General features: G+C 45.0%; 17 protein-coding genes. 2 read left to right on the plus strand and 15 right to left on the minus strand.

Annotated features, from left to right (window positions below; genetic code table 11):
* Positions 1-88: 88 nt before the first annotated feature.
* The 7 genes from LDK34_RS10970 to LDK34_RS11000 form a co-directional block, all read right to left on the minus strand.
* The gene (locus LDK34_RS10970) at positions 89-1,522 is read right to left on the minus strand and encodes a helix-turn-helix domain-containing protein (RefSeq protein ID WP_236941837.1); all 1,434 of its coding nucleotides are present in this window, start codon (positions 1,520-1,522) and stop codon (positions 89-91) included.
* A gap of 110 nt (positions 1,523-1,632) precedes the next feature.
* Complete coding sequence (locus tag LDK34_RS10975) at positions 1,633-2,784, minus strand: WxL domain-containing protein (RefSeq protein ID WP_178942060.1); 1,152 nt, start codon at positions 2,782-2,784, stop codon at positions 1,633-1,635.
* Positions 2,785-3,135: 351 nt separating this feature from the next.
* On the minus strand, positions 3,136-4,557 hold the full coding sequence (locus LDK34_RS10980) for a helix-turn-helix domain-containing protein (RefSeq protein WP_178942059.1): 1,422 nt from the start codon (positions 4,555-4,557) through the stop codon (positions 3,136-3,138).
* Positions 4,558-5,016: 459 nt separating this feature from the next.
* Positions 5,017-6,552 carry a BCCT family transporter gene (locus LDK34_RS10985; protein WP_236941848.1) on the minus strand — a complete coding sequence of 512 codons (1,536 nt, stop codon included), beginning with the start codon at positions 6,550-6,552 and terminating at the stop codon, positions 5,017-5,019.
* A gap of 289 nt (positions 6,553-6,841) precedes the next feature.
* Positions 6,842-7,441: a sugar O-acetyltransferase gene (locus tag LDK34_RS10990; RefSeq protein ID WP_178943433.1), complete on the minus strand. Its 600-nt coding sequence runs from the start codon at positions 7,439-7,441 to the stop codon at positions 6,842-6,844.
* Between the two features lie 241 nt (positions 7,442-7,682).
* Positions 7,683-8,501 (minus strand): SPFH domain-containing protein, encoded by an 819-nt coding sequence (locus LDK34_RS10995; protein WP_178913771.1) that lies wholly within the window; start codon positions 8,499-8,501, stop codon positions 7,683-7,685.
* 104 nt (positions 8,502-8,605) lie between these two features.
* On the minus strand, positions 8,606-8,941 hold the full coding sequence (locus LDK34_RS11000) for a type II toxin-antitoxin system antitoxin (RefSeq protein ID WP_017260562.1): 336 nt from the start codon (positions 8,939-8,941) through the stop codon (positions 8,606-8,608).
* Positions 8,942-9,141: 200 nt separating this feature from the next.
* Between LDK34_RS11000 and LDK34_RS11005 the strand changes: the two genes are divergently transcribed.
* Both LDK34_RS11005 and LDK34_RS11010 read left to right on the plus strand, forming a co-directional pair.
* A complete protein-coding gene (locus tag LDK34_RS11005; protein WP_178942058.1) occupies positions 9,142-9,570 on the plus strand; it encodes a GNAT family N-acetyltransferase in 429 nt (142 codons plus the stop codon).
* 637 nt (positions 9,571-10,207) lie between these two features.
* Positions 10,208-11,980: an ABC transporter ATP-binding protein gene (locus LDK34_RS11010; protein WP_236941838.1), complete on the plus strand. Its 1,773-nt coding sequence runs from the start codon at positions 10,208-10,210 to the stop codon at positions 11,978-11,980.
* A 99-nt stretch (positions 11,981-12,079) separates the two neighbouring features.
* Here the strand turns inward: LDK34_RS11010 and LDK34_RS11015 are convergent, their stop codons facing one another.
* The 8 genes from LDK34_RS11015 to LDK34_RS11050 all read right to left on the minus strand — a co-directional run bounded on the left by LDK34_RS11015 (position 12,080) and on the right by LDK34_RS11050 (position 17,759).
* A complete protein-coding gene (locus LDK34_RS11015) occupies positions 12,080-13,192 on the minus strand; it encodes a glycerol dehydrogenase (RefSeq protein ID WP_178942056.1) in 1,113 nt (370 codons plus the stop codon).
* 95 nt (positions 13,193-13,287) lie between these two features.
* Positions 13,288-13,647, minus strand: a complete 360-nt coding sequence (locus LDK34_RS11020; protein ID WP_178942055.1) for a hypothetical protein — start codon at positions 13,645-13,647, stop codon at positions 13,288-13,290.
* Between the two features lie 54 nt (positions 13,648-13,701).
* Entirely contained in the window at positions 13,702-14,322 is a 621-nt protein-coding gene (locus tag LDK34_RS11025; protein ID WP_178942054.1) for a hydrolase, read from the minus strand.
* Positions 14,323-14,670: 348 nt separating this feature from the next.
* Positions 14,671-15,087 (minus strand): cupin domain-containing protein, encoded by a 417-nt coding sequence (locus LDK34_RS11030; protein ID WP_178942053.1) that lies wholly within the window; start codon positions 15,085-15,087, stop codon positions 14,671-14,673.
* On the minus strand, positions 15,087-15,425 hold the full coding sequence (locus tag LDK34_RS11035) for a carboxymuconolactone decarboxylase family protein (RefSeq protein ID WP_178942052.1): 339 nt from the start codon (positions 15,423-15,425) through the stop codon (positions 15,087-15,089). The genes LDK34_RS11030 and LDK34_RS11035 overlap by 1 nt, the downstream gene beginning before the upstream one ends.
* A 436-nt stretch (positions 15,426-15,861) precedes the next feature.
* The gene (locus LDK34_RS11040) at positions 15,862-16,305 is read right to left on the minus strand and encodes a MerR family transcriptional regulator (protein WP_178942051.1); all 444 of its coding nucleotides are present in this window, start codon (positions 16,303-16,305) and stop codon (positions 15,862-15,864) included.
* 91 nt (positions 16,306-16,396) lie between these two features.
* On the minus strand, positions 16,397-16,720 hold the full coding sequence (locus LDK34_RS11045; protein ID WP_178942050.1) for a DMT family transporter: 324 nt from the start codon (positions 16,718-16,720) through the stop codon (positions 16,397-16,399).
* Positions 16,721-16,877: 157 nt separating this feature from the next.
* Entirely contained in the window at positions 16,878-17,759 is an 882-nt protein-coding gene (locus LDK34_RS11050) for a DUF1003 domain-containing protein (RefSeq protein WP_178942049.1), read from the minus strand.
* Positions 17,760-17,869 lie beyond the last annotated feature (110 nt).

The raw sequence follows: 17,869 nt of genomic DNA on the forward strand, positions 1-17,869 counted from the left end.
TGAAATCATTGGCGACGTAAAAAAGTTAAATTCCCACATATGGGAATTTAACTTTTTTAACTTAACTGTGGCAGTCATCAATTAGTGTTTAACCCGCGATCATTTGTTGCAAAATAGCTTTTAAATCATTCTCGTTCCCCAACGCTGAAATCTCGTAGCAACTTTGATTCTGTTTAATTGTTTGACGATTTTGTTCGTTCATGACAATTAAATCGTAATGATGACGCTCATCGTAAAGTTCCCAAGCGACTTGAACAGCCGGCTCCAGTACATTAATTAGCCGTTTGGCAAATAATGCTGTCAGCTCCCGACTAGTGCCAAGTGCCAAACCAATATGACGCGTTGGCCGTGTGGTCGAAGTCAGTAAAGCGTAAAAAGGCAATAGATATTGCGATAGATAACGCCAGTGATCGTCGATAATACGGTGAATCGTGCCAGTCGTCGTTTCCAGCAACGTCGCTTTCAGTCGCGCCATCGCGACCGCCCCATTGCATGGCATGTTCACGGCTAACGCATGGTCAAAACTCAGATCATCAAAGTGATCAATACTGCCAATCCCAATCATGGGAACCACCAGCAAACTAAATAACTGTGCCACGCTAATGTGCACGATCTGTTGAATATCCTGAACATGAGCAAAATGTAACTGAATGCGGCGCAAGTTGTCATATAGCTCTCGATTTTGTGACCGGGTAATGCCAATCCAATCATCCAACTGTGTATCCGCGATGACCGCCCCACAATGAAGCAGTAGAAACAGCGTTAAGTTTTCCCGTTCACTGTCTGTCAATTGCAGCGCCGTTCGATCGACAACTGCCTTCAGTTTGGTTCCGTCGGTCAGCTGTTCATCTAGCGCAGAGACTTGGTCACTGAATTGGGCGAAGTTGACCTGAACGTGGTCCATTACCGATAACCACTGAGTTAATCGGTCCGTCATTGACTCGTCAATTCTGAGACCACTTTCTGTCAGCCGTTTGATCAACTCATCGTGATTGACTGCCTGCTTTGGCGTGACATGCAACTCACGAAACAGTTTGTAGTAAAACCACGTCACCTGAAACAGTGTCCCCTTCAATTCGCCACGATAAATCGTCAAGCCAAATTCCTTAAGGAGACCATTCGCCTTGGTCACCTTACGCGCCGTTGTTTTCTCACTCAGGTGCAGTTCGTTAGCCAACTGCCACGCTTGAAAATGAAACTCGTGCTGATAGAGATACAGATAAATCTGATACATATCCGACCGCAACACCTGGCGGTCAAACATTAAGCCGTCCAGCGTCATTTTTCCCTGCATGGCAAACATCACGTGTGTTTGGTCAAACGTCAACGTCAATGCGCCATCATCAATATCTGGCCTAAGATCTTCCATGATCTTTTGTAAATGACGACTTAACGTTGCTGGCGATAAGCCGAGCGTTTTCATGAGCTTGGCTCGATTCGTTTGACCATCCGCTAGATAAATGCTCTCAAGGATTCGATAAGCTTGACGATCACCCTGATTCAATAATTCAGTTCGATCCACCTTGTTCACTTCCTTAACTCAATCAACTCACATCGGCTCAACACCCGTCCGTTCAACATAAAAGACACACCCACACGAATGCGCGAGTGTGCCTAGGCTAAAATGGGGGCTTATTGATTTGGCACGCCAGCTGTCAACGTCCATGTAATGGTGGTACTGTACGTCTCGCCACCGCCAATACCATACGGCACTTCTAGAAAAAGGCCATTGTTACGATTCCAGTGTCCCGAAATGTTTGTTTGCCGACCACGGGCCACATTATTGGCATCATTGACGGTTTCACTAGTGTAATCATTACTCGTTGCCACCAGTGCTGAGGTGCCTTCAATGGGCTGATGCTTGCCATTACGCGCATAGAATAATGCATTGGTGAGTGGCTCATGATCTGCTCCAGTGAGTGGCTGTACTGCTGTCGCCGTCAAGGTCCAGTTTTGCTTTTTGGAATAAGTGTCCAACACCGCCAACCGATTGTCGCCAACGCCGTTTTGACCAATTCCTTGTGGTCCCTCAATCGCTGCTGGTAATTGATGGCCCCAAGCTTCGTCGACGGTCAATTTATCCTGGCCCTGATTAAAATTGATATTGCCAGGCGCCACCACTTTCAGCGCGCCATTCTGCTCGCCAGAAACGTTTGATAACAGAATTAAATTAATTAACCCCGTTTGATGACCAGATTCATCCGTCGCAAATAAAGACACGGTATGAATCGAGTTATCACGCGGAATGACGTTTGCGGGAATAACAAAATTAACCGGCTGTTGTGCACCTGTCTTGGTGAACGTTTGTCGACCTACCCACTGATTGATTCCCCACCAGAACATCACGTAAAAGTTAACCGTCCCGGTTCTGGGAATATCCAGGAGCATTGGTACCGTGACATCATTGCCGTTAAACGTGATTGGGTTGTGGGACACCGGCTTCATGTTAAACGAAATTGGCAGACCGGGGCTCACTGCGGCACGACTTGTCGCCGCATTTTTGTCCATGACTGCTGATCGATCTTGATTAGCCATCGACATGCTGCTGCCATTAATGGCAGAACTGCTCGCTTCTGAATCATCGCTGGACGCTTGGCTTGCCACATTGACTGGCAAACGTGACTCCATTTCAGATTGCGACACTTGCATTTGCTGACTGCTAGCCTGTTGATCACTTGATTGAGAATCAGCAACCGGTGCCGCTAAGCCTGGATTGGACAATAAGGCTAAACCGGCTATAAAAGTCACTAACGCTCTCACCAGCCGCTGTTTGTTACTGGTCATGTCATCCTCTCCCCCTAACGCGAAACATCGGCTAACGTTATTCACGTTGCTTATTTTATCGGAAAGACATTCTTTTTCGCGCTCATTTTTGGTTCTTGAGACGACCATTAATGAGTGAAAAAACAAGTTTGCCCAGCAATCATCAGGCCCCTTTCGGTCAGTATTTCAATCAAAAAAAGCAAGCCACAAAGGTCTGCCTTTCATCCATAATTTAATGTCAATAAACACTGTTATATCGGGAAAAATAGCCTTTCAAACAGTTGTCACCATACATAGCGTCGTTCACTAATTGAGCAAACGTTTGAGCCAACGATGCCGCTATTGATCAATCGTGTTTTTCTAATAATTCCTTTAACCGTGCGCGATTCGCCGATAATCCCGTTCCGTCCCCAACTCTGTAATCTTCTCAACTGGCATGTCAGTTAAGCTTGAAACCGTCGCAGCGGTTCGTTCATTCATAACAACAAGATCAAATGACAGCCCAGCCTGATAATCACTGATGGTCACCGCTAACGTTTGCGTCAAAACATCCATTAACGCCCGTTTGGCAAACTGTGTCACCGTTGTTGAAAAGCCTAACGCCAGCCCAACATGCAGGGGTACTCGCCGTGATTGAACCACTAAGTAAGGCCACAAACGGCGCTCAATATACAGCCAGTGACGGCGAACAAATTGATTGATCCAAGCGCTTTCCGTGTGTGTCAGTTGATACTGAACGCGGTCAAACGCTCGCCAATCAGTACTTCGGAAAAAAGTTTTCGTGAAATAATGGAAGCTGACATCATCGAAGATTTGCACGTCGCCGACAGTCACCATTGGCACAATGAAAATGCCGGCAAGTCGTTGTCCTGTGAGCATCTCTGGTAACGGTGCGCCCAACCACGCTTCACTTAATGCCTGCTTACAGGCAGTCACCAATTTCACTAACCTAATGATCGATGTTTCTTTGGTCGACAGCAAAGACTGCCACATCTGATCTGTAAACATAAACTCACTGTGTAACAAGATGAACAGCAACATCGCCTGACGCTTTGCTGCCGGCCATTCAGATTCTTTTTGCAAACACTCAAAAATTGGTGTGTGCCGCATAAATCGTTGACTATTTAGTGGCGCTTCACGGCGATATGACCACTGATTATTCACACTATGTTGCACAATGGCTAACCAGTCTTGAAGCCGATCAACCATATGGTCATCTAAACGAAAACCTTCATTATAGAGCCAGCCCTTCATCAAATCGAAATCATCGCTGGCAGGCAGGCGTTCGCCAATTGTTCGCCAAAAATTAAAATAGAAGAATTGCAACTGAGTTAAGTCGCCAACCAGCTGTCCGTTTATCACCCTCAGATCAAATGGCGCTAGCAACCCGTTAAGCGCTTTTAACTTGCGATATAGTGACGCTTCGCTCACGTGCATAACGTTCATCAATTGAGGCGCTCGGAAACGCAGTCCGTGTTGATATAAAAATTTAAGTAATACCACGTTATCGGCCGTCTGCAATTGCTGTTTGACAAGTAAGTCATCAATTGTGACCGTTCCTAACAACTGGAAAATCACTTTAGTGCCGTTGACCTCAAAACGAACTTTTTTGCTGCTTGTCCACGGTGACAGATCATGCACTAAGCCGGTCAAATAACGTTTAACACTGGACAATGGCGTCTGGAGCCGCTGACTGATTCCTGCTAGCGTACTCTCCCCATTCTCCAGATACACGTCCAAAATAATGCGGTATGCTAACCGGTCACGTTTGTTCAGTAAATCTTCTTTATACATCCTGCTCCCTCCAAGTGCGCCCAGCTTATCACAGCCCAGCGTTTTCAAACGGAAACAAGTGGTTGATGTCACCAATAGTGGAACACTTTCTTAAACCTTTACTGTTCGTCAACTCAACTAACCGGTTGTTCTTCTTTTAAAGGATTTGTGTCTACAAGATGTTTGCAAAAACTTTTTCGAAACAGCTAATAAGGATGTGAGCTGAAGGGCGTCCGCGTTGAACCCGACTGTGAAAAGGTTGTTAATTCGGTGGTCTATCCGAATTTACAACCGAGGACGGTCACTGAGACTCGACGGGTTCACGAGGCTCGGTGACGAGGTGAAAGACCGCGAACTTCGGGCTTGAACCGGTCCCACAGGAGGGTTCAAAAGCGGACAACCGTAGGCGGAAACATTGCTCCTAAATAAAAAATCACTCACCAACAGCAATGTAGGTAAGTGACTAAGAAAATATCAATATTATTGTTCAGATAAACGTTGACGCATCCATTCACGCCGCTCGTTGGCCGGTGCGACCAAGTTTGCACGTTGAACAGAAGGATCCGTCATGACGGACTGATAAATGGAATGCAGCAATAATAATGCCACAAAGATCAACGGGAATCCCGCAATCGTACAAATAGCTTGCACGGTTTCAAAGCCACCCACTAGCACAATTCCCAGTGAGAAAACAATGAAGATAATTACCCAGGCCATCCGGTTCCAACGCGTTGGTTGTTCAGTACCTGAAAGTTTCAGGCTGGTGAACGAAGATACGATAAAGGCCGAAGAAGAAATGGTCGTTGCCAAAAAGACGAAACATGATAGACAGAACATCACTAACATAACCATCTTCATCGGTAACGTTTGAATCAACGCTGCCAATACTGATGCCTGACCCTGTGTGTTCAAGATGTGAACTAGGTTAACCGTGCCAGTTTGTTGTAACCATAATGCGTAGCCACCTAAGACCGCGTAGAAGCTTAAACAACCACCGACACCGTACGTTAACATGCCGACAATCACCTGACGGATCGTTTTACCGCGAGAAATACGGGCGATAAACAAACCCATGACAGGCATGTAAGACAACCACCAGCCCCAGTAGAACATGGTTTGGTGTTGCGCAAAACTGTTGACACCAGGATTAGCTTTGTTAAACGACATTGCGGTAAAGTGTTGCACCATCAGGGCCAACGTTTGCCCCTCGCCGCCAATCAGTTTCATGGTAGGACCGACCAGCAAAACGATAATTAAGAATCCAATCGCAAGGTAAATGTGCCATGCTGATAGTTTCTTAATTCCTTTATTTAAACCGGCGTAAACAGTCAGTGCGAATAAAATAAACAAAACAACGAATAAGGCCAATTTCAAATAAATGTTATCTGGCACACCGGTGATGGTGCTCAGAACTTTGGCAATGACAGGAATTTCCATCCCAATGGATGAGCCAATCCCACCCATAATCCCAAAGACAACCAGAAAGTCGATCAGTTGACGCAAGACGTGACGTGTCCGGCCAGGTCCCTGTAACAACGGAATCGCCGCACTCAAACGTTGAACATGCTTGCCCTTAACGTGCATCGTGTAGGCAATCGCAATGGTAGCAGTGGCGAAAATCATCCAGGCCATTGGACCCCAGTTAAATTCACCAACAACATTTGCATAAACGTAAGCTGCAGATGAGAATGGCTTGGCACCAAAGGCTGGGTGTTGCAGGTATTGTAACGGGTCGGTAGCACTCAACATTAAAATGCTGGCGTCAATCCCTGTTGCAAACACCATGCTCCCCCACTGGAAGCCGTTGTAGTCAGCCTTAACACCAGGCTTACCCAACTTGATGCGCCCGTATTTAGACATCACTAACGCCATGAAGAAAATGAAGTTAATGACGTAAATCAAGACGTACAACCATTCTGTTTTCGTCGTGAGAAATGACAAGACCGCGTTCATCGTTTGCTGAACGGCTGAGCCACCAATGATTAACACCAGGGACACGATTCCAAACAGAATCATGGTTGGTACAAAGACAGCTCGATCGACATTCTGACGCTTTAAAATAATAATCCTCCTAAGTTTTGGGTGAGCGTGAGCAGGCACTTTAAGCACCTGCGAGCGCGATATGGCTGTGTGGCAGTTTCCCACCACAACACTCGCCTATTTTTACAAATCTAAAATTCTTTTCCACACAAAAACGCTGTGCACCGACACCGAAGTGAACCACCTGCACAGCGTTAAAAATTGGCTAACGCCGAATATACAAATGAACGTCAGTCCTCACAGTCACCTGCCAGGATTGATCACTCTAAACTTTTTGTGTGTTTAATTCTGCCGCTTCAACTGAAGATTTAGCCTCAGGCACACGTTTGATAATTCTTGCTGGATTCCCAGCAATGACAACATTGTCACCGAAACTCTTCGTGACAACTGATCCGGCACCAACGACCACATTGTTCCCCAGCGTAACACCTGGCAACACGGTCACGTGACCGCCAAACCAAGCACTATCGCCAATAGTAATCGGGGCACCAAGTTCGACATCCGCATTCCGCTCTTCAGGCGTTAACGGATGGATTGGCGTGTAAAGCCCAACGTCTGGGCCAAAATAACAATGACTCCCAATGGTAATGGGACACGTATCCAAAAAGGTATTGTCATAATTGGCGTAAAAATGATCCCCAATGTGAATGTTCCAGCCGTAGTCAAAACGGAAGTTGCTTTCCACAAAGAAGTGCGGGCCACTGTCTGCCAACAAATCCTGAAAACCGTGGTTACGTTTGTCATTGTCCGGTTCTGCATTTAACGTCTGCAATTGCTGACGGATTTCCACTCGGCGGGCAATCAGTTCAGAATCAAACTGATTGTAATTTTCGCCGGCAGTCATGATTTCGCGTTGTGTTTTCATTGCTTTCATGTGTATAACGCTAGCACTAATTCCGTTTTCATGCAAAAGCCGACAATCTAAAAATGCCCGTCTAACCGCATTAGTAAGCGGCTAGCAGGCAATTAAATTTGTTTTTGAAACCTAACTTTTTCATTCAAATTAACATATTTTGATTATTGAATAATCAGACTTTTATTTATGAATTAGTGCCATTTTTAACCAACGTAACCTCATTGATTGGACCGTACTTGTACAGTTCAAGCTAATTGTTTGCGCCTTTTTCTAACAGTTTGCCCACAATCGGCAATTTGCCGAACTGATCGGCCCCGTCGTTTGGCACCACAATCGTGTTCGCATTGGAATTAGCTAGCTGTGAAAAGGCGTTGATTGACTGGTTCTGGAAGTACTTGTCATCTGCGTTTGCTAACCCAGCTTGGACAGTGTCAATCCGGTAACGTTCAGCATCGGCGCGAGTCCGTGTGGCGGTGGCCTCTGCAGAAGCAGTGGCCATTAATGCATCGTTTTTAGCCTTATTCGTCAATTGAATCGAGCGGGCTTCCCCTTCAGCCTGAGCAATGGCGGCCACTTTTTCACGGTCAGCAGTCAGCTGTTTGTCCATCGCGGCCTGAATGGCCTTAGATGGTGTCAGTTCGTCAATGTTGATCCGATCGACATTAATGCCGTAAGTGTTCGTTAAATCACCAATAGCTAACGTCAATTCCTGGTTGATTTTAGCAGTGGAACCCAGCGCCTCATTCAAATCCATGCGGCCAATAATGTCCCGCAAATGACCACGCACGAGTTGTGCCATTGATTCTACAGAATCCGTGTTTTCATATTGGTATTTAACTGCGTCAGTGACATGGAAGTTAAGCGTCAGACTGGCCGACACGTCCGCATTATCCTTCGTGATAATGGAGTAGTTAGGCAGTGCTAACGGTTCCATCGCCAAACTGACGTTGCGAATCTTTTGGAAAAATGGCAGATAAAAATGTAGTCCTGACTCTACGCTATGACCGTAACGTCCCAACGTTTCAACTAATCCCTGATTATTTTGAGGTACAATTTTAAATCCAAGCATAATAATTTCCCCCTTCAATGTGCTGAGTTTAGTCAGCGTTGTCCTAGTTTCGACATCTCTTTGTTTTCAACATCTAAAGCTGTAATCCTGAAAAAACTGGCAACCTACGTGATTTTTTTCAACGTTAGAATATTGCCATTACTTTCCAATACGGTGTAGCTTGCCTTGGCATCCACTGGATCGTTGTTCTCAATCAAAAAGCGATAGTAAATCCCCGACAACTCTACTAATCCATTCTTTTGATTCAACTGTTTCCCCGCAATTGCTTGGCCAATAATTTGACGATGTTCAAACGTGGTCTGTTTTGCACTGGCTGCAAGGATGGTCACAATGTGGGCATTTACACTCCGATTTTCACGATCAGCCGCTGCAGCCAAACGGTCATACAAATCTTCATCGAGTCGTAGCAAGAACCGTTTTTCCTTCGGTTTATCCGCCATCGTTTCGCCCCTTTCAATATCGATTCAATATTAATTTGATATCATGGTGATATTGTAATGCCATTCAAATAAAAGTTCAAGCTAATACACCTATAAATAGTTACAAAATGCTAAAGATTATCATGCTCCTTAGTCGATCCGCACTGAAACGCCTATATTAAAGGCTTCAAAAAATCGGTTTTTACAAGGAGTCTTTCACTATGGATATTCGTTCAGCAAATTTAGAAGATGTTATCGCCTTAATGTCACTTAATTCACGTGCCTTAGGTTATTCAACTGATGAGGCAACCACCGTACAGGCCTTAAAACGCGTTCTCAAACAGCACGACATTTTGTTGGTCGCTGAAGACCACCAGCACGTTGTCGGCTACGTACATGCCACCGCTTACCAAACACTTTATTTCGCACCATTACTAAACATCCTTGGCCTAGCTGTGTCACCCGAAGCTCAACATCAAGGCATCGGTCAACAGCTCATGCAGCATCTTGAACAACTAGGCAAACAGAATGGGTATGCCGGCATTCGTTTAAATTCAAATACTAAGCGAATCGATGCCCATCAATTTTATGAACACCTTGGTTATATCAGCAACAAAACGCAAAAACGCTTCTTTAAGGCCTTAAATTGACGCCTTTGGGACGTTGCTCGTTACGTTTGTTAATTATCATAAATGGATGGAGCAATTTGTTGGCAGTTTCAGCTGATTACGATTAGTTTATTCATAACTAAAGGCTGCACTAGCACAACATTTTATGCCGCTACGCCGAACAGAGACGACGTTCTGTGAGGACTGGTCTCAACCCGCAAAAACCGCGGTTTTCCACCTCGATTCTGAGCCACAGACCGTCTCAGAAATCGTCCCACAACACTAAATGGCCAACCCCCATGCCCATTAAGTGTTGTCGACACCGAACTTTGTCTCTGTTCGGCTGCACTCATGTAACATTTAGCTGTTTACTGGTAGCTTACAGAACCAGCTGATGAAGCAAAGAACAGCTACATGAGCTGGAGGGCGTCAACATTGATACCGAACCGTGAAAGTGGTGTTAATTCGAGAGAACTATTCGAATTTACACCACGGACGGGCGCAAAGACTCGGCTCCTCACGAGGCTTTACGGCGAGGCGAGAAACTCCGGCTTTCAGGAGGTTCGAACCGGTCCCACGGCGAGCGTGTCAATGTTGACAACCGCAAGCGCCATATCCATCACACATAACGTTTGCACACCAACAGCCTTTAGTTGATGATCATACTGGAGGTGTCCACATGGCACAGTCAACGGAAAAAGTCACACTCAGCAACATGTTCAGGTTCGTCTTCGGCCAAGTCCTCAACCGAAAATGGCTGTTAATCCTAAACATCGTCGCGCTGACAGTCATTTCATTATTGGAATTCGTCATCCCCCAATACACGCAATACATCATTGATCACGTCATCCCCAAACACGACATTGGCCTCCTAACCGAAGTGGTTCTCGGCTTATTGGCAACAGCAATTGTTCTTGGGGTGTTGTCGTATGTATCAACGTATTACATGGGCGTCATGAGCCAAGGCGCAATCACAAACTTACGCACCGAACTTTATCAGTCCACCCTCCAGCTAGACACCCAATTTTTTGAATCTAGTAAAACCGGGGATTTGATGGTGCGTTTGACTAGCGATATTAACAACCTACAAAGCTTAATTTCAGCAAACATGCTGTCGATGATTGGCAGCATTATCACCTTTATTTTCGTCTGGATTTATATTTTTATCCTCAATTGGCAAATGGCGATTGCCATCACGATAACCTTTCCCTTTATGTTTTTGATCTACCGTATTTTTCGCAATCGCATCCATAACGCGTTTCGAGCTGCTCGTGCTTCGCAAGCACAGATGTCGAATCAAATGCAGAATACGTTAACACAAATCGACCTCATCAAAAGCTACACCAATGAAGAATTTGAGGAACGGCGGTTTGGCACGTTTGCTAACCAAAACAAACAAGACATGATTCGAGCGACGCAAAACCAAGCCCTCTTTTCACCACTCATTGATTTTGTGAATTATCTTGGTACGGCCATCATCCTCGCATTTGGTGCTTACTTTGTTATTCACCATCAGCTAACTGTGGGGCAACTTGTCGCTTACTTGGCTTACATTGGCATGCTTCAAGGACCGATTCGCGCCTTCACTCAAATTCTGAATCAACTACAGCAATCGTTAGTTTCTTATGGGCGTGTGATGGACATCATGGCGTTGCGACCAATTATTGTCGATCAGCCAAACGCAGTGCCGTTTCCAGCAATGACTACAGGCGTGCAACTGAAAGATGTTTCATTTACCTATCCGGAGTCAGATCAACCAATTACCGGTGAGATTCCGGCAGCCGTCAGTCATGTCAGCTTCAACATTCCGTTTGGCAAAACAACGGCACTTGTCGGTCACTCCGGTTCAGGTAAAACTACCCTGACAAAACTGATTGACCATTTATACAATCTTGATGCCGGTGACATTTTGTTCGATGGCCGTCCCATTAGCCAAATCCAATTACAGTCACTGCGCGAAAATATTGCCATCGTTTCCCAAGACATCTACATGCTAGATGGCAGCATCCGCGATAACGTCCGCTACGGCCGTAGCAACGCCACCGATGATGAAATTTGGCAAGTAATTGAAATGGCCGACATTGCAGACTTCGTTCACGGTCTCCCACAGGGGCTGGATACGCAAATTGGCGAACGCGGCGTCAAACTGTCTGGTGGTCAAAAGCAGCGCTTGTCAATTGCCCGCGCTTTGTTGAAAAATGCCCAACTCGTCATTTTAGACGAAGCCACAGCCAGTTTGGATAACGAATCTGAAAAGACGATTCAGCATGCGCTTGAAAACTTGATGCAGTCGCGAACTTCTCTCGTCATCGCCCACCGACTTTCAACCATCCATAATGCGAACCAGATTATCGTGATGGATCATGGTCAGGTGGTGGAACGAGGCACGCATACCGAGCTGCTTGCGGCAAACGGTCCTTACGCCAAACTTTACAATGCACAGTTCAACTGATTCTGTCTGCTACGGTCAAAAGACAGCAAAAAGGACTCCGATAAGAATTCCTCAACGTAATGAAGAATTCTATCGGAGTCTTTTCGTTTGGACAAAACTTTATTTGTTAACGTGATGTGCTTGATAGTAACGACTGTATGCATCGACACCCTTCATCGCTTCGACAACATCAGATGCCTCAACGGTAAATGGCATCTGCACCATAGTGTCGTTTGGTGCCGTGGATAACTGACCAACCTGCATCAACTCTTCATCACTGACATCGGGAATCTTCAAATCAGCAAACGTGGTTGGCAGACCCAATTCGAGATCGAACTTCAAAAATTTATCAAACCGTTCCTGGTCTGCACCTTCGAGATAGAGTTGCGTTAATGTCCCAAACGCAACCTTTTCACCATGAGTTAAGTCATGAATTGGACCATTTAAGGCAGTTAAACCATTATGGATGGCATGTGCAGCAGCCAGACCGCCACTTTCAAAACCAACGCCACTCATCAGTGTATTGGCTTCGACAATCTTTTCCAAAGCTTTTGATGCTGTGTGATTATCGACTGAGGCAACAGCCTGCGTGCCATAAGCAAACAACGTTTCCTCACACTTGGACGCAATCGCGTTACCAACCATCGTTTGTTTGGCACCCAACATTGTGCTGCCAGCGCCACGCGCCACCGCTTGGGCTTCCACATTAGTTGCCAGTGCATCAGCAATACCAGATGTCAGCATCCGTACCGGTGCATTGGCGATAATCTTGGTATCAACGAGCACTAAATCAGGATTCTGCGCGTAAAAACGGTAAGCGGAAAAGGTACCCTCGTCCGTATACAGCACGGAGAGTCGTGAACATGGCGCATCTGTCGAGGCCAACGTTGGTAAGATGGCAACTTTAACGCGGAGATTGTCAGCAATCGCCTTAGCGCTGTCCAATGCTTTTCCGCCGCCAAGACCGATAACTAGGTCAGCACCAAATTCTTTGCCAATTTCGGTCACCCGGTCAATTTCGCCAACTGACGACTCACCGTTAAACGGCACGTACTCCACGTTGACGTCATTATCTTTCAAGTAGTCAACGTATTTCTGACCAGCAATCTTGTACGCCGTCGAACCGGCCAATAACAATGCTTTACGGCCCAAACGGGTAATGTATGAAGCACTATCAAATAACACATTTTTGCCCTGAACATATGTTGCAGGACTGCCAAAAACACTCATCATAATGTGTAAACTCCTTTGCGATTTTACTTACAAAGTCAGAATACACTTAATCTGTTGAGCCCTGCAACTTTGTCTAAAATAAACTCACAAATGAGCTAAGCAACCGAATTATCGACCTGCCGAACTTTCTCTAGCACCTCATCAAGCTGGTTAACCGCAACTTCGTAATCCGGCATTTGATTCTCGCACTGTTCGTCGAATTGTTCCAAACCACCGATAGCAAACGGATATTCGAATTGATAAACGGCTTGATAAGCGCTAACAAAATCCTTCCTCAGTTTGCCACTGTCCGTTCCATCAAATTGCAGTGCCAGGTCAATCGTTCTGAAGTCGGTATAAGCCAGTTCAAATTGAATGGCCCACGCCCGAATGAAATTGTGGCCTGCTTGAATATAAGTAAAATGATCGTTTGCCGTCGCCATTAAGCGATTGACTGAATCCTGAACATCTACCATGTTTGTCGCTCTCCTTACTATGAGTGGCCTTCCGCCACCCTAACTGAATCATCGTTAACTTAATTTTAAAAATGCACCAATATCAAACAGGCTTTGCGTAAATCCCGGAACAGTATCCGGGCGGTTCCAGTCACGTTGCAGTTCACAAGCCAATTGCGCAATTGTCACGGGTTGAGCACCCTTAGCAGTCATTCGTGCAATTGCCGTTTCATGAGCCACGGTGGATGTACCGCCCACCGCATCAACAACCGGAAATACGTCATAGCCTTCTTTTAACGCATCCAATACCGGAAAGGTCAAACACGCTTCAGTCCACAGTGCCGCGATGATAATCTGATGTTTGCCCGTCGCCTTAATTGCCCGGTTAAAATCAGCATCTTCCCATGCATTAATAGATGTTCGGTCGTAACTGGGCACATTTGGCAACAATGTCTTCAGTTGTGGAATTGTATCCTGATTACGTCCCGTTTGAACGTTGACGGTGGATAAGATCGTTGGAATCTTGAAGTTGTTAATTAACGATTGTGTCGCCACAATATTACGAATTAGCTGAGCGCGATCCATTGAATTAACCGAATTGATTTGGGTCGGCTGAAAATCAACCAACGCAAACACACTGTTCTCCGGATTGAGTAATTCATCATCAGTTGCAGAACGCTTTGCCATACTAGTCATATTGACATTCTTCCTTTCATTCCTCCGTTTGAAATCGATCAGTAGCCTAAAATTATAACTACTAATTGACTTAAAAAATAAGCCAATTAATGTAAATCAGCGAACATAACTGCTCGGTTGCTTTGGCAAGTTGGCTAACTTAATTAAATAGGGCTGGAAATGGTCAAAATGCGGTGTGGGACGAGGAAAATGGGAGCGCAAACTGATTTTTGTAGATCTTTTTTCATAGCGTAAACACGAGGTCAAGGCTCAAAAGTCTGGGCACAAAAAATGAATATTGCACAGGCATAATCACCTGCACAACATTCATTTTTAACTATCATTCATATTTTTATTTGATCCTGCCGATTAATCTTTTGACAATGCATCGTACGCCGCATCATTGACCGGTTCCAGCCACTCAGACGTCCCTGTGGTAATGGCGACGTGGCTAAACCAGCTGTCCTTCGTCGCACCGTGCCAATGCTTAACGCCATCGTGAATGGTAACAACATCGCCTGAATGCAGTAGTTGTGCTGGTTGACCATCCTCCTGATACCAACCTTCACCACTAGTAACAAGCAAGATCTGATAACCATTGTGATGAATATGCCAATCGTTGCGGCATCCCGGTTCAAACGTCACATTGCCAACGTTCACATTGACATTATCGTCTGCACTAACCAATTTTTTTAAGTAGCTTTGACCGATAAAATACTTCGCATAGACTTCATTTTTATCACCTTGGCCAAAAACATTTTGTATCTCAAATTTTTCGTTTGCCATTACTTATGTGTCTCCTCTTCATCTGACCAAATTTCCTTAACTCGGTTAAATGCCGACCATGCCTTAGGCCACCCAGCGTAAAATGCAAGGTGGGTAATTTCAGCAACAATCTCGTCTTTTGTAATGCCGTTTTGTTTGCCAATTCTTAAATGAGCTTCCAACTGTTCTGTATTGCCGGCCGAAATAATGCTAGCAATCGTAATTAAGGAACGGTCATGAGCAGACAAAGCGTCTTCTTTGGACCAAACTTCACCAAATAAAACGTCATCATTTAAAGCGGCAAACTGTGGGGCAAAATCACCCAACTGTTTACGACCTGCTGTTTGTTTTTTAGCCATGTTAAGTTCCTCCTCGATTAAAAACATAGTGATTAACGTGATTGAATTCATTAAAACACTTAAAGTACACTTTAAGTAAAGACCTAAATTCCATAAAAACTAAAAAGAGCGGTCTAACAGGTACGTAACCTGCTAGGCCGCTCTAAATCAAAATTATAGAAAATCGTAATGAACACATTGCTGGGAACAAGCATTATAGAAATGACTGTGATTAATCGTCTTTTCGTTGATTATGAAAGTCCACCTATATTAGCTCGAGGGCGTCCTCATTGGCACCGAACCGTGAAGATATTGTTAATCCGGACGGTCAAAAAGACTCGGCTCTTCACGAGGCTTTACGGCGAGGTGAAAGACTCCGAACCTCAGGATGCTCGAACCGGTCCCACGGTGAGCATATCAATGGGGGGCAACCGCAAGCGGCATTCACCGCTATCATTTATTCCTCGTGATTCAAACTGGCAAGGTAATTGGCAAAACCTTCGTTATCACTAATATGCCCGTCTACTTTTCCCTGATACCAATCGATCTTGTCGCTTAAGATTGTCATGCTATGCTGCAACTCCTCAAACTCCTGAAGGAAACCACGCCGTACATTCTTCAATAACTGCAACCGTTTGGTGATCGTTGCATCGCCTTCGGCACGCCAAGCCACATACTGTTTCAACTGGTCGATAGTCATTCCCGTACCCTTCAAGTGCAACAGAAACTTGATCCAGTCCGTATCTGCATCCGTATAATAACGCAACCCGTTGTCCGAACGATGTGGTTTGACCAAACCCTCCTTTTCATAATAACGAAGCGTTGGGCCCGACAACCCGGTTTTAGCTGCAAATTCACCGATTCGATAGCGTTTTTCTGTTGCAACTGTCTTTGTCGCCATTAACAATGCCTCCTAGAGGTTAATATTTACATTAGTTAAAGCCAACTTTAACTAATTGCTCGCAGTCTTGTCCACTATTGTGTCAAAGAAATCAGCCATTGGCACCAAATAAGTTCAAAATCACGACGCCAATTAGAATGAAACCGATCCCAATCACATTAGCCAAATTAACTGGTTCCTTCCAAAACAAGACGGCCACTAACGTTGACAACACCACACCGATGCCAGCCCACAATGCGTAGGCAATGTTGAGATCCACTGTTTTCATGCACACCGCCAGAAAGTAAAAGCAGGTACCATAGGCAATTAAAGCCCCTAAACTGGGCCATACTAATGTAAATCCAGATGATGCCTTCAATAAATTTGTGCCAATCAATTCACCAACAATGGCTAAAGCCAGATATACGTACCCCATTGTGACCACCCCATAAAAATTCTCTCGGCCTTCATAATGTCGCTAAAAAAAGCCGATGTAAAGCAAAAAGCCACCCGCAACGAGGGTGGCCTCCTGATAAATTTTTGGTCCGATTTAAGCATTAATCAATTGTGGTTTTGTCTTCCCAATCATCACGTTATTTATCCACATGAAGTGAACCGTGATCTGATTGTTTGTGACTCTGCTCATTATGTGAAACCGATTGTGGCGAATCCATTTGCCGACGTGCCGGTTGAGACGATTTCTGTTGTTTCGGTTGCTTACCTTCTTGATCATTAATGTGATCATCGAAGTAAGTTTGCAACCGCCGTAGTTCATTAACCTGCGATTCAATCGAACCCAACATCTCTGTTTGAATCTTCTGAATCTGCAACATGTTCGGCTGATCCTGTTGAATCATGTGGTCAACCTTGGAGTGCAATACCCGAATTTCCTCTTCGGACTTTTGGTTAACATGATAATCGTTAGCCGATTCCATCCGGTCATACTCTGCTGACCGGTTTTGACTCATCATAATGAGTGGTGCCTGAATTGCGGCAACCATACTCAAGAACAAGTTCAAAAGAATAAACGGATAAGGATCGAAGTGCGCACCAAATAGGTGTAATGAATTAACAGTAATCCACAATAACATAATGAGAACAAAGGAAATAATAAAAGGCCAGCTACCCCCGAAGTGGGCAACAGCATCCGCAACCCGCTGACCAACTGTTAGTGAGTGTTCCAATTGCTGACGGACATCAACCACCTGATAGGTATCTTTTTGAAGTACCCGTGTAAGCTTTTGGTTCAGCTTATGATTCTGGCGATAGTCCTTCGCAATCATCTGATCCATCTTTAATAAACGGTAGTGGACCAAATGCTCACTACAGATAAAATCTTGGTTTGTCGCCTTTGGAAAGTCGAGACGAATCAACGCCCTCAACGGACCATCCAAATCTCCTAGGAAAACACCGTCTACGAGATCATATTCTTTATGATCAACGAGACAGTAAACCGTGCCGTTAAATTCTTGCATTAGACTAAAACACCTCAGTAAATGCTAAATTTCACGTGCGGCAAAGTTCACAGCATGGGTTAAATATCCAGTTATGAATTGCGAACACGCGGGACCGTCATCACTCGTTG

The organism is Furfurilactobacillus milii, from assembly GCF_021654115.1.
In the GTDB taxonomy this organism is placed as follows: domain Bacteria; phylum Bacillota; class Bacilli; order Lactobacillales; family Lactobacillaceae; genus Furfurilactobacillus; species Furfurilactobacillus milii.

What these genes read in the sequence shown, in the direction of transcription:
- LDK34_RS11000 (WP_017260562.1), bottom strand. Translation starts at nt 8,941, where the DNA reads ATGGCGGATAAACCGAAGGAAAAACGGTTCTTGCTACGACTCGATGAA.
- LDK34_RS11025 (WP_178942054.1), bottom strand. Translation starts at nt 14,322, where the DNA reads ATGACTAGTATGGCAAAGCGTTCTGCAACTGATGATGAATTACTCAAT.
- LDK34_RS11010 (WP_236941838.1), top strand. Translation starts at nt 10,208, where the DNA reads ATGGCACAGTCAACGGAAAAAGTCACACTCAGCAACATGTTCAGGTTC.
- LDK34_RS10975 (WP_178942060.1), bottom strand. Translation starts at nt 2,784, where the DNA reads ATGACCAGTAACAAACAGCGGCTGGTGAGAGCGTTAGTGACTTTTATA.
- LDK34_RS11035 (WP_178942052.1), bottom strand. Translation starts at nt 15,425, where the DNA reads ATGGCTAAAAAACAAACAGCAGGTCGTAAACAGTTGGGTGATTTTGCC.
- LDK34_RS11030 (WP_178942053.1), bottom strand. Translation starts at nt 15,087, where the DNA reads ATGGCAAACGAAAAATTTGAGATACAAAATGTTTTTGGCCAAGGTGAT.
- LDK34_RS11040 (WP_178942051.1), bottom strand. Translation starts at nt 16,305, where the DNA reads ATGGCGACAAAGACAGTTGCAACAGAAAAACGCTATCGAATCGGTGAA.
- LDK34_RS10995 (WP_178913771.1), bottom strand. Translation starts at nt 8,501, where the DNA reads ATGCTTGGATTTAAAATTGTACCTCAAAATAATCAGGGATTAGTTGAA.
- LDK34_RS10985 (WP_236941848.1), bottom strand. Translation starts at nt 6,552, where the DNA reads ATGATTCTGTTTGGAATCGTGTCCCTGGTGTTAATCATTGGTGGCTCA.
- LDK34_RS11045 (WP_178942050.1), bottom strand. Translation starts at nt 16,720, where the DNA reads ATGGGGTACGTATATCTGGCTTTAGCCATTGTTGGTGAATTGATTGGC.
- LDK34_RS11050 (WP_178942049.1), bottom strand. Translation starts at nt 17,759, where the DNA reads ATGCAAGAATTTAACGGCACGGTTTACTGTCTCGTTGATCATAAAGAA.
- LDK34_RS11020 (WP_178942055.1), bottom strand. Translation starts at nt 13,647, where the DNA reads ATGGTAGATGTTCAGGATTCAGTCAATCGCTTAATGGCGACGGCAAAC.
- LDK34_RS10980 (WP_178942059.1), bottom strand. Translation starts at nt 4,557, where the DNA reads ATGTATAAAGAAGATTTACTGAACAAACGTGACCGGTTAGCATACCGC.
- LDK34_RS11015 (WP_178942056.1), bottom strand. Translation starts at nt 13,192, where the DNA reads ATGATGAGTGTTTTTGGCAGTCCTGCAACATATGTTCAGGGCAAAAAT.
- LDK34_RS10990 (WP_178943433.1), bottom strand. Translation starts at nt 7,441, where the DNA reads ATGAAAACACAACGCGAAATCATGACTGCCGGCGAAAATTACAATCAG.
- LDK34_RS11005 (WP_178942058.1), top strand. Translation starts at nt 9,142, where the DNA reads ATGGATATTCGTTCAGCAAATTTAGAAGATGTTATCGCCTTAATGTCA.